This window comes from Hyphomicrobiales bacterium, assembly GCA_016125495.1.
Classification (GTDB): domain Bacteria; phylum Pseudomonadota; class Alphaproteobacteria; order Rhizobiales; family RI-29; genus RI-29.
Map to the genome: position 1 here is coordinate 53,617 of WGLQ01000035.1, position 10,677 is coordinate 64,293.

Below are 10,677 nucleotides of genomic sequence, written 5' to 3' on the forward strand. Positions count from 1 at the left end.
CTGGGGGGCGCTCTCAATGCCGGTGACCGCCGCGCGTTCCTGGTCCAGATCGAAGCCAGCCGAGGCGATTGCGTTCCCGGACCGCGCGACGTGGTGGGGCGGAGATTTCCAGACACCGCGCAATCACCTGCTGGCAGGACAGCAGCCACTGCCCTCAACGACGGTATCGCGCTTGTTTCCCACCTCGGACGGGACAGGTGACCGACTGATGGGGCGGCTCGAGCAACCGGTGCGCCCCGCTCCAGGAACGCCGCTCATTGTGCTCATCCATGGTCTCACCGGCTGCGAGGACAGCAATTATGTGCGCCGGTCGGCCCGGCTTCATCTGATGCGCGGCCGGCGGATCCTGCGGCTCAACCTGCGCGTCGCCGGCTTCGCGCGGAAACTGGAAGTGGCCGCGATACCGGAGTCATTCCTTCCCCACGTCGGGCGTGACTTATCCAGAAGATGGCGGCGCTTCGCCACTCGGCAAGTCTGATCGAGGGACTGTCGGTGCTTGGTGCACGACGCGCCCTACGACACGTGCCAGTCTCGGGCGAAGTGGCAAGAAGGCGCGATAAACGGTTTCGAGCACGGGGAGGATGCCGGGGATCCGCGCAAGGCGCGCAGCCCAGCGCCACCGAGGGAGATGGGCCCAGAGTGCAACGAAGGCTGCAGCGCCGGAAACGAGGGCCCCGTCAGCCCCACGAACGTGGAACCGGGCCAGTGCCTGCTCGCGCTCGAGGTTCGCGCCGAGATCGGCCCCAGGTTGGGCGACATCGACGAAGCAAAGCAACTCGGAGCCCTTCTGCGCCTGATAGTGCGAGATTTCCGCCCGACAAAGCGGGCAAGCGCCGTCGAAATAGACCGTTGCTGTATCTCGATCGGTGTCCATGCGGTTCACCCAAAAAACTCAGGATCAGCCAAGCGTACATTACGCGAACTCAACCAGTACTCACGCTCTGTGACGAGTAGTCGCCGGAGCTAAGGTGCGATCGTGCTTCCATCCCATGCGATGAGCTGGCCGCTCTGCGAAGCTTCGAGAGCATCGATGACGGCAAGCAAGCGCGCAGCCGCGAAACTGGGTGTAAAGAGCCGGTCAGGATCAACACCCGCCTGGAATGGACGCGACAATTCGCTAACGACTGTTCCCGGGTGAAGTCCAACACAGATCGCATCCTCGCGCTGCCGGGCGAGCTCTATGCTGAATGTCCGGATCAGCTGATTGAGCGCAGCCTTAGTCGATCGATAGGCGTACCATCCGCCGAGGCGGTTATCCGAGATGCTGCCGACGCGAGCCGACAGGGCAGCGAACACGGCTTTCCCCGAGCGTGGCAACCTTGGAAGAACCGACTTTGCGACAAGCGCTGGTCCAACGGCATTGACGGCGAAGCTCTCGATCAGCATGTCTTTGTCGAGAGCGCGCCAGGACTTCTCGGGTTGCATTCCCCCCGGCGCATGCAATCGTCCCGTCGCAACGATGGCGAGGTCTATACGGTCCAGACCGGCAAGCGCCATCTCGATGCTTCGTTCATCCAGGATGTCGATTGGGCGCGGCTTGATCTTGTCGCTGTCATGCCGCTTAGGCGCACGCGAGCAGGCCAAAATGCTGTGCACATTCGCGCACGCCGCGAGGTGGTCAACAAGGGCCCCGCCGATGCCACCGCCCGCGCCGATCACGACCGCGTGAACCGATTTGCCGAATGAGGTTAGTGACGTCACGATCTCTCCAGAAGGATTGAGCACGCGCCTGCTCCTAAACCCGCATAACCGCCCTGATCCTGAAAGAGCTCAGCGACGTTTTATACGCTGAACGCAACCCTTGGGATCAGTGAATACCAATGCCGCCAACCTCTCGGATTCCTCGACCGGCCCTCGTGCTCGGATGGCTCGGCGTCCTGCCGTTTGCCGCACTCGCTGTTCTGGCGGCAACTGGCGGCGAGCTGCTCAACGATGGCGCCATGAGCGGGCTCGTCCAGTACGGCTTGATCATCCTGTCGTTCATGGGTGGTGCGCAATGGGGACTGGCGATGCGAGCGGCCAGCAGCGACGATGGCGTGGAGGGATGGAGGCTCGCCATCAGTGTTCTGCCTGCCCTGGCCGCATTTGGCCTGTCGCTCCTGCCGGCAGGGTCGGCCCTTCTTGGCTTGGCGGGCGCCTTCGTTGCCCTGCTCGGCTATGACGTCTGGGCGGCTCGGGCAGGCATGGCACCGGCCTGGTATCCGGCGCTTCGCTTGCAGCTGACGGGCGCCGTCGTCGTCTGCTTACTGGCTGCTTCTGCATTTGGGTTCAGATGATGCGACAGGCCGAAGAGAGAATCGTCGTCTGTTTCAAGCGCGACTTTCGCGTCGTCGATCGCCACGCTTTGCTGAAGCTCGACCTATGAACCGATCCTCGATTGCCAGACCGACTCGCTGTCGTGCAAAGGCCGACCTCACTAACAAAATCTGCGCGACCTGCAGTCGCCCGTTCGCGTGGCGCAAGAAATGGGAGCGTGATTGGAACAGCGTTCGCCATTGCTCCGATCGCTGCCGACGCGGAAGAGCCCATTCTGTGAAGGAGACCTCATGATAAAACGAGTGATTGTCGTGCTCGGTGACCAGCTCACTCCGCAGATATCGTCGCTCCGTGGTGCAGACAAGGACCACGATGTCGTTGTGATGTGCGAGGTCTGGGAAGAAGCGACCTACGTCCGGCATCACAAGAAGAAAATTGCGTTCATCTTCTCGTGCATGCGGCACTTCGCAATGGAGTTGCGCGAGAAGGGCTGGACGGTCGATTACCGCACCCTGCAACAGACGGGTCATTCCAGCAGCTTCACCAGCGAGGTCCGTCGTGCCGTGGAGCGCCACGAGCCGCAACGGATTGTGGTCACGATGCCAGGCGAATGGCGCGTGCTTCAGGACATGCGCGGATGGCCGGAGCGGTTCAAAGTTCCCGTCGATATTCTGGAAGACGACCGCTTCGTTTGCTCTCCTGCCGAGTTTGCCATGTGGGCCGAGGGCCGCAAACAGCTTCGCATGGAATTCTTCTACCGCGAGATGCGCCGCAAGACCGGCCTGCTGATGGAGGGCGATGGCCCCGTTGGAGGTCAGTGGAACTTCGACCAGGAGAACCGCAAGGCCGCAAAGCCGGATCTCTTGATGCCACGGCCGCTTCGCTTCACACCGGACACCATCACGCAAGACGTTCTCAGTCTCGTTGCTGAACGCTTTGCCGATCACTTCGGCGATCTCGGGCCGTTCTGGTTCGGTGTGATGCGCGAAGAGGCCGAGCAGGCACTCGCGCACTTCGTCACGACAACGTTACCGCAGTTCGGCGATTTTCAGGACGCGATGCTCGAGGGCGAGCCGTTCCTCTATCACTCGTTGCTATCCATCTACATGAACGTCGGCCTGCTCGATGCGCTCGCCGTGTGTCGCCGCGTTGAAGCCGCCTATCGGGCCGGGCAAGTTCCGCTCAATGCCGCCGAAGGCTACATTCGCCAGGTCATCGGCTGGCGCGAGTTCGTCCGGGGCATCTATTGGCTGAAGATGCCGGACTATGTTGAAGAGAACTATTTCGGTCATAGACGACCCGTGCCTGAGTTCTACTGGACGGGCGAAACCGATATGGCCTGCCTCAGGGCAGCGATCGGTCAGACCAAGCGCGAAGCCTACGCCCACCACATCCAGCGTCTGATGCTGACTGGCAATTTCGCGCTGCTTGCGGGCGTGTCGCCGCAGGCGTTGCACGAGTGGTACCTGCTCGTCTATGCCGATGCGTTCGAGTGGGTGGAGCTGCCGAACACGCTTGGCATGAGCCAATTCGGCGATGGCGGCGTTCTCGCCTCGAAGCCCTATGTTGCCTCGGGTGCGTACATCAAGCGGATGTCGAATTACTGTTCGTCCTGCCACTATGACGTCTCAAAACCCCACGGCCCGGACGCTTGCCCGTTCAATGCGCTCTATTGGGCCTTCCTCGCCCGTCATCGCGACAAGCTTGCCGGCAATCCCCGCATGGCACAGATGTATCGCACGTGGGACAGGCTCTCCGATGAGCGCCACGACCTGACCCTGGCGACCGCCAAAGCCTTCCTCGGCAAGCTCGATGCTGAAACGTCTCTGCGAGAAAAAGCACAAGCCGTGAATAGCGCCGACATCGCTGATACGATAGTTCGCCTGTGTACCGAGCGCGGACGGGGTAAGACGATTTGCCCGTCGGAGGTGGCCCGCGCCCTGGCAATAAACGACAATGAATGGCGAGACCTGATGCCCGACGTACGTCGCGTGGCCGGGACACTTGCCGTTCAAGGCCGTATCAGAGTGACCCAGGCGGGCAAGCTCGTCGATGCCGCTTCGGTCCGCGGTCCAATTCGGTTGTCGTTAGCCCGACAGAAGAAATCGAGGAGCCGAGTCTCGTGAATAGAGCCTTATCTCTAGATTATTCGGCTACCGGCACCAGCGTCTTGAGCCTGTCGATCCAACGCGCGATGCGGGCCTTTTTGATACCCATATCGCTATATCCGAGCTGTGAGCGGGAATAGATTGCCAGCGTGTTACCTTCGCCCGGCTCCAGCTGGAAGTAGCGCACGACAATGGTGTCAGGAAACCGCAGCAGCGGAGTGCGCTGTACATACCGCTCCGTCATAGCAACATCGCCGCTTCCAACATTTCTTATATTTGGCTCGGACGCTATGACACGGGCCATCGCTGCACGCAGGCCTTGTGCGTCGGTCGCGAACGTTGGGGGAAGAAAATCGCTGTTGGCTTTGCAGAAGCGCGGCGAGCACGCGAGAGCATCATTCGGGTTCGCGCGCCTTACAAGCGTCGCAAATTCCACGGGCCCGAGATCAGCCGACCCGAACATAGACCACAATCTCTCCGGCCCGACCAGGAACCACGCCACGACCGCTAGTAGCGCGATGAGAGCTGCAACAATGAGCGTACACATCGATTTCAACCCGGGGTTCCCTCGCCAGCTCGTGACGACGTGAGTTTCAGCATGATCTCGTTGCGCCGGAAGAACGGCAGTGTCCAGGGTGGGTTGTAAAAGGCGAGCACCGGCTCACCTCTGACCGACAGATTATTATCGGCGGCGTACCGTCGGAGCTCAGACGTTTTTGCGGCAATCGCCGCGTCAGTCGCAACTCCTGAGAAGCGAATCACGACCATTTGCTTCGACGGCAGGGGAACCAACTTGACGCGGTCGTCGGTAGGTGTGGGCAGCGTCGCCATGGTCCAGCTCTCGGGCATGATGAACCGCACGGTCCAGGACGCATCCCGCGATTGCTGGGTCACCGGCGCTGTCATGGCTAGTGTCTGCTTCGCCTGCTGTTCGACCGGAGCTGTCATGGCGATCTTCGCATTGGGCTTGTTGGCGCCGAAGATGTAGGCGGCAATCAGTCGAAATCCTTCATTGATGGCAGCACGGCGCTCGCCGCTGACCTCGACCTCGGCTGCGATCATTGCTCCGTAATCGCGCACCTCTATCGCACCGTCTGAACGGGTCACCGCATATTTCGGCTGCTCAACACGGCTCATGATTGGACCCGCTGCTGCGGCCGCTATCGCTGCAATGCCGGCGACTAGTAAGGCCCACATTATCATCCGGCGCTTCTTGGCCATGGCTATGCTATCGTCTGTCTCGTGTTTGATGCCAACCGGGACCGATGACGAGCCGGCTAGATGAGCTGACTTAGTCGACCCTATCTACCACATCGTCAGTAGCCGGGGTTGGCCCCCTCACCGATCGTAAGCCCACCATCGGCACTAGGCCTGATCTTGATCGTGTTTGCGTTGAGCACATGTGAGACGCTTGTCACAATTTGATCGTCTCATCCGCAACAGGCACCAACTGCGTGCCTGAGTCCAGCGTTGTTGGAACGATCGGCGAGCGGACTCGGATTACACCTGCGGTTCAAGCCACTCCGCGGCCTTGGCCAGTGAAGCACCGGCAACAGCAGGTGGTCCGGATTGTGGTTACCGGAATTGAGAAGTTCAGCGCCGCTGCAGACGATCTAGAGTCTCTGCCTATGCAAATGCCTGAGCGACGATATGGCTGTGTCTTCGACCCGACAGGATTAATCTCGTTGCGCTCCTCGAACGTTGAAAATACAGGCGTCCTCAGAGCTGGTACAAATCTCATGGCTCACATTCTTGTCATCGGTGCTAGTCGCGACATTGGCCGAGCGGTGACGGAGTCCGCCGTCACAAGAGGTCACCGTGTTCGCGCCATGTCCCGCAGTGGCGAGGTGATACGCGACCGCGCAGGACGTATTGAAGCGTTCAAGGCCGATGCGCTCGCGCCAGACGATGTTTCCCAGGCACTTGACGGCATCGAGGTCGTGGTTCAGGTGCTTGGCGTACCGGCATCCCTCGATCTCATTACGAGGCCGGTCGCCCTATTCTCGGAAGCAACACAAGTGTTGCTTCCAACCATGACGACGGCGCGGGTCAAGAAGCTGATTGCCGTGACCGGGTTCGGCGCGGGCGACAGCAATGCCAGCATCAACCTGCTGCAGCGCCTCCCCTTCACCGTCCTCCTGGGGCGCGCCTTCGACGACAAGTCCGAGCAGGAGCGCCTGATCGAAGCCAGCGATCTCGACTGGCTGATCGTACGCCCGGGCGTGCTCACGGGTGGATCCAGGAGCGACGCCTATCGAGTGTTGACCGAGCCCGCTTCTTGGCGCAATGGCATCGTCTCGCGGACCGATGTGGCTGACTTCATCACCGAGCGCATTACGGCCGACCGCTTCGGGCGGGAGAAGCCAGTCATTATCCGCTGCCCTTTGTAGGCACCGTGCCATGCTCTCGTCAGCCGCACATTCCTTTTCCAGATCGAATCCTGCCGAGGGGGTGCCCTTCCGCGATCGCGCGCCCTGGTGGGGCGGCGATTTGCAGACGCTGCGCAATCACCTGCTGGCAGGACAGCAGCCGTCAACGACGGTAACGCGCTTGTTTCCGATCTCGGACGGGAGTGGTGACCGCCTGATGGGGCGGCTCGAGCGGCCGATGCACCCTGCTCCAAGCACGCCGCTCATTGTGCTCATCCACGGTCTCACCGGCTGCGAGGACAGCACTTATGTACGCCAGTCGGCCCGGTTTCATCTGATGCGCGGCCGGCGGGTGCTGCGCCTCAATCTGCGTGGCGCCGGCCCGGGTCGGAAGCTCGCTACGGGCTACTACCACGCGGGCTGCGCCCCCGATCTTCGAGACGTTCTCGCCGGATTGACGGACGAGGATATCGGGTACGGGGTGTTTGCCATAGGCTATTCGCTCGGCGGCAATATCCTTCTTAATCTGCTCGGATCGCTACCTACCGGAGAGCGTCTCGTCGGCGCCGCCGTCGTCTCAGCGCCAATCGAGCCGGGTGAGGCCTGCCAGCGCAGCATGGCGCCGAGATACGCCTTCTATCATCGCTGGCTGTTGCGGCGCATGAAGCAGGATGTGTTGGCCTCGCCCGGACTGGCACCGGCCGAGCGCGAGGCCATCACAGAGGCACGATCGGTTTATGCGTTCGATGATCAGTGGGTGGCGCCACGCAATGGCTTTCGTGATGCGGAGAACTATTACGCGCGGACGGCTGGCGCTCGGCATCTGGCGTCGATCTCCGTGCCGACGCTCTTGCTGCATGCCATGAATGATCCCTGGATTCCGGTGCGGCCCTATCTCGAGCTGCAGCAGCCGGCATCACCACACGTGGAGATCGTTGTCGCGCGGAGTGGTGGCCATGTCGGCTTCCACGAGCACGGGCACACTGAGACTTGGCACGATCGCAGGATCGAGGATTTCCTGGTCCGTCTGGAAGGACGTGATCGCGGCTAAGGTCATGCGGACCGTTTCCGTCGCCCTGGCGTCAGTTGCCGCCCTTGAGCCCAGCAACTTTGAGGAACCCGGCAACCTCGGCGATGACGTCGTCCTGGTGGCCAACCAGCAGATGCCCGCCGGTCTCGAAGGCCGCGAGCCGCGCGTTGGGAATGCGCGTGGCGGCGAACCGCGCTGCAGGCAGCGTGTTGAAGAGATCATCCTTCGCAGAGACGATGAGCGTCGGTGCCGTGATGCGCTCCAGCTGTGGCAGCTTGGTATCCGGGACACTGTCTAGATTGATGCCACGCACGCGCTGCGACAGCGGCTGGATGCTGCTGACGATCCGATGCACGCGTATCTGCTCGGCCTCGGGTGCTGCCGAGACGACGGTAGGTGGTACCCCGATGAAGCGGATGAGCACCGAGGGGGCAATCGCCTCCAGCGTCCACCATGCGAAGTCCGCACCGGCATTGACGAGCCAGAAGGCAAGCCTGCTACCGCGGCTCTTCTCGATGGCAACAGGATTTGCCGGCTCGAACGAGGCCGGTACTATCAGGATCAGGGCCGACACGCGTTGCGGATGGCGACGGGCAAGGGCAATCGCGGACCGGGCCCCGGCCGAGATCCCGACGACGATCGCTTTGTCGACTTGGAGCGCATCGAGCAAAGCCGCGTGCGCATCCGCCTGGGCTTCAGGGGTCGGCTCGGCTGGAATGGGCGTTCCGAGGTATCCAAACCGGGAAGGCGCGATGATGCGGAACCCGCCGCCGACGAGATCAGCGGCATTGGCAAGGCCTTGGTCGTAGCCGCCGCCCGCACCGTGAATTGAGAGCAGCGGCGTGCCCGAACCTGTCTCGCCGTATTCGAGCGGTCCGACAGCTGTTGGTGCGATCTTGGCACCTTCAGAGATGGCGGCACGCGCCGCGGCGATATCTTGGGCATAGCGGTAAAGGACGAGGCCGCCTGCGACGACCATGAGGAAAAGCAGCATGACCAGTGCCGTCTGGAGCCCGGTCATGGCGGTGTGATCACGGCGGAGAGCGGCCGCCGGAGGGAGTGCGGCATGGCCGGACCGCGTCCGAACCGGACAACGAGGTCCGGGCGTTGGTCGCGGAGGCCCAGCTCTGCGGCGAAGTGCGATCTGAGAGCCGGGACCTCGACCGGCTGATTGATGAAGGCATGACGGATGTCACGGGCTGTCGCTTCAAGCGCGAAGCGCTGATAGGCGCGGCCGGCCGCGATCCAGCCCGCCCTGTCGTCGCAGGCAGCAGCGAACACGGCGATGCCGGCCGAGGAGCGGATCTGACGGGCGATTTTGGCAGCCTCGCCCTTCTCGGTCATCACCAGCGGCAACAACAGGCGGGCGAGCCACGCCGGCAGAGACGGGTTGCCACTTGCCCGGCTCATTAGGCCATCGCGATGAGCGAGCGCCATCCGGTCATCAAAACGGATCCAGGCCTTGAGTTCCGCCATGAAGGCCGGATCACGCATCTGCGCCGTGTTGCCCTCGACCACATGCCCGGCGATCGCTTCTATACGGCTGCGGTCAGTGATCAGCAGGCAAGTGACGCCCTCGTGGGTGCCGGCAGCCTCCAGGCTTGCCAAATCATCCGGGGCGATTGTCCGGCCATCATAGTCGGTTCGCGTGCACTGTCGCCTTCCGATGGCATCGGCAAGCGGATTGGCTGCCGGCTGTCGGGGCTGGAGCGCCAGCGTAATGGCACCGTCGTTCGAAGCATCGAGGGTGGGCGTCACGTCGAAGCCGAGCACCGGCGCAGCCTGGACGATATTCTCGACCGCGCAGCCGAGCGAGGCAAAGAGATGATGGTCGTCAGGATCGACGGCCGGGCAGCGCCGGGTGAGATCGGGATGGATCGTGATCTCATGCTCGGCAAGCGAGAACCGCCAGGGCTGGGTGTTGTGGCTATTTGCGGCAAGGGTGCCTGCGCGCACCAGCTCCCGAAGACCGCCATCGGCCGCGAGAGGCCGCCAAACCTGACGGACGGCCTCATCGTAGGTCCGCAGTAACGCGCATTCTCCTGAGTCTGCGACTGTTGAACCGGACGCCATGGTCACCCCTTCATCCAGGCGCCAGCTTCGTCAGCCCCGAACGTGCCGCCGCTTGGCTTTCAATGTAGACCGTGCATGACGGGTGACCAGCTTGGCGATCCCTGTTTTGACGACGAGTGGTCCCTGTTCCGCTATAAGGCTTCCCTGATCCGCGCTTAAAATTCCCTGTTTTTTTTTGGCCCAAATTTGGCGTAAGTCACTGAAACTACGTGTAATTTCCGAATTCTGGCGGCAATTTCAAGCCTGGAAAGCGCGAAAATTCCCTGTTTTTCCGGATTTCGGGGCTTCTGAAGGGCAGAGACTGCCTCGCTCGCGACTGCCTCCACCACCAGCGTCTGGTTTTGAACGACGGTCCTGCCAGCCTGCCCGCTCGCGACGAGATCGACCCCCTGATTTGTTTGCATTGCCACACTTCGCAGGCTCGTGTGGCGTGGTTCGCTCCCATTGGGTTCCGACTGCGTTCCAGTCACGCCTCGGGAACACCGGAGGTGGGGGCAGCGTCGTTCGAGGAAAATCCATGCTCGCCGCTTCAACCCGGCTCCCCCGGCGGTCACGCGTTCGATTTCGTCGTCCTCGCCTTGTCGCTGCCCCGTGGAGGTCGGCAGTTTTCGCCGCAACTGGCTGCGCGTGCCGTTCGCGACGCGAACGGCGCCTGGTGGGCGTGGCCTGGACGGGCGGGATGACGGAGGGGGAATGTGAGGTGGTACGAACCGGGTAGTTCCCTGACAGCATAGACCGGGAGCATTCCTGACAGGTCAACTTGCTCGAATCACCAGGAGATTCGAGCGATGCCCTTCAAGGAGAGCTGTCGGGTGGAAGAGCGTATCGCGTTGCTGCGGGC

The 10,677-nt window shown here is 62.0% G+C and carries 11 protein-coding genes and 1 pseudogene; 6 read left to right on the top strand and 6 right to left on the bottom strand.

Going from position 1 to position 10,677, the window contains the following annotated elements:
- Positions 1-16 precede the first annotated feature (16 nt).
- Positions 17-478 carry a hypothetical protein gene (locus GC150_17920; protein MBI1386784.1) on the top strand — a complete coding sequence of 154 codons (462 nt, stop codon included), beginning with the start codon at positions 17-19 and terminating at the stop codon, positions 476-478.
- On the opposite strand, the gene GC150_17925 is transcribed toward GC150_17920, so the two are convergent.
- Both GC150_17925 and GC150_17930 read right to left on the bottom strand, forming a co-directional pair.
- A complete protein-coding gene (locus GC150_17925; protein ID MBI1386785.1) occupies positions 437-874 on the bottom strand; it encodes a DUF393 domain-containing protein in 438 nt (145 codons plus the stop codon). The two genes, GC150_17920 and GC150_17925, sit on opposite strands and share 42 nt — an antisense overlap.
- Positions 875-963: 89 nt before the next feature.
- The gene (locus GC150_17930; GenBank protein MBI1386786.1) at positions 964-1,701 is read right to left on the bottom strand and encodes an SDR family NAD(P)-dependent oxidoreductase; all 738 of its coding nucleotides are present in this window, start codon (positions 1,699-1,701) and stop codon (positions 964-966) included.
- A 119-nt stretch (positions 1,702-1,820) separates the two neighbouring features.
- Between GC150_17930 and GC150_17935 the strand changes: the two genes are divergently transcribed.
- The 3 genes and pseudogenes from GC150_17935 (at position 1,821) to GC150_17945 (ending at position 4,073) form a co-directional block, all read left to right on the top strand.
- On the top strand, positions 1,821-2,276 hold the full coding sequence (locus GC150_17935; protein MBI1386787.1) for a DUF3429 family protein: 456 nt from the start codon (positions 1,821-1,823) through the stop codon (positions 2,274-2,276).
- Positions 2,277-2,361: 85 nt separating this feature from the next.
- Positions 2,362-2,550, top strand: coding sequence for a DUF2256 domain-containing protein (locus tag GC150_17940; GenBank protein ID MBI1386788.1), 189 nt, complete (start codon positions 2,362-2,364; stop codon positions 2,548-2,550).
- A pseudogene (locus GC150_17945) lies at positions 2,547-4,073 on the top strand (cryptochrome/photolyase family protein). Before GC150_17940 ends, GC150_17945 begins: the two are co-directional and overlap by 4 nt.
- 328 nt (positions 4,074-4,401) lie before the next feature.
- Here the strand turns inward: GC150_17945 and GC150_17950 are convergent.
- Both GC150_17950 and GC150_17955 read right to left on the bottom strand, forming a co-directional pair.
- Positions 4,402-4,911, bottom strand: coding sequence for a DUF1499 domain-containing protein (locus GC150_17950; protein ID MBI1386789.1), 510 nt, complete (start codon positions 4,909-4,911; stop codon positions 4,402-4,404).
- Positions 4,912-4,916: 5 nt separating this feature from the next.
- Positions 4,917-5,567, bottom strand: coding sequence for a heme-binding protein (locus GC150_17955; protein ID MBI1386790.1), 651 nt, complete (start codon positions 5,565-5,567; stop codon positions 4,917-4,919).
- A gap of 536 nt (positions 5,568-6,103) precedes the next feature.
- Here GC150_17955 and GC150_17960 point away from each other — a divergent pair.
- Both GC150_17960 and GC150_17965 read left to right on the top strand, forming a co-directional pair.
- Positions 6,104-6,754, top strand: a complete 651-nt coding sequence (locus GC150_17960; GenBank protein MBI1386791.1) for an NAD(P)H-binding protein — start codon at positions 6,104-6,106, stop codon at positions 6,752-6,754.
- Positions 6,651-7,784, top strand: coding sequence for an alpha/beta fold hydrolase (locus GC150_17965; protein MBI1386792.1), 1,134 nt, complete (start codon positions 6,651-6,653; stop codon positions 7,782-7,784). The genes GC150_17960 and GC150_17965 overlap by 104 nt, the downstream gene beginning before the upstream one ends.
- Before the next feature lie 31 nt (positions 7,785-7,815).
- On the opposite strand, the gene GC150_17970 is transcribed toward GC150_17965, so the two are convergent.
- The gene (locus GC150_17970; protein ID MBI1386793.1) at positions 7,816-8,784 is read right to left on the bottom strand and encodes an alpha/beta fold hydrolase; all 969 of its coding nucleotides are present in this window, start codon (positions 8,782-8,784) and stop codon (positions 7,816-7,818) included.
- Positions 8,781-9,791 carry a Tat pathway signal protein gene (locus GC150_17975; protein ID MBI1386794.1) on the bottom strand — a complete coding sequence of 337 codons (1,011 nt, stop codon included), beginning with the start codon at positions 9,789-9,791 and terminating at the stop codon, positions 8,781-8,783. Before GC150_17975 ends, GC150_17970 begins: the two co-directional genes overlap by 4 nt.
- Positions 9,792-10,677 lie beyond the last annotated feature (886 nt).

Excerpts from the sequence above, each read along its gene's own strand:
- GC150_17920 (MBI1386784.1), top strand. The coding sequence starts at position 17 with ATGCCGGTGACCGCCGCGCGTTCCTGGTCCAGATCGAAGCCAGCCGAG.
- GC150_17925 (MBI1386785.1), bottom strand. The coding sequence starts at position 874 with ATGGACACCGATCGAGATACAGCAACGGTCTATTTCGACGGCGCTTGC.
- GC150_17935 (MBI1386787.1), top strand. The coding sequence starts at position 1,821 with ATGCCGCCAACCTCTCGGATTCCTCGACCGGCCCTCGTGCTCGGATGG.
- GC150_17940 (MBI1386788.1), top strand. The coding sequence starts at position 2,362 with ATGAACCGATCCTCGATTGCCAGACCGACTCGCTGTCGTGCAAAGGCC.
- GC150_17950 (MBI1386789.1), bottom strand. The coding sequence starts at position 4,911 with ATGTGTACGCTCATTGTTGCAGCTCTCATCGCGCTACTAGCGGTCGTG.
- GC150_17955 (MBI1386790.1), bottom strand. The coding sequence starts at position 5,567 with ATGATAATGTGGGCCTTACTAGTCGCCGGCATTGCAGCGATAGCGGCC.
- GC150_17960 (MBI1386791.1), top strand. The coding sequence starts at position 6,104 with ATGGCTCACATTCTTGTCATCGGTGCTAGTCGCGACATTGGCCGAGCG.
- GC150_17965 (MBI1386792.1), top strand. The coding sequence starts at position 6,651 with ATGGCATCGTCTCGCGGACCGATGTGGCTGACTTCATCACCGAGCGCA.
- GC150_17970 (MBI1386793.1), bottom strand. The coding sequence starts at position 8,784 with ATGACCGGGCTCCAGACGGCACTGGTCATGCTGCTTTTCCTCATGGTC.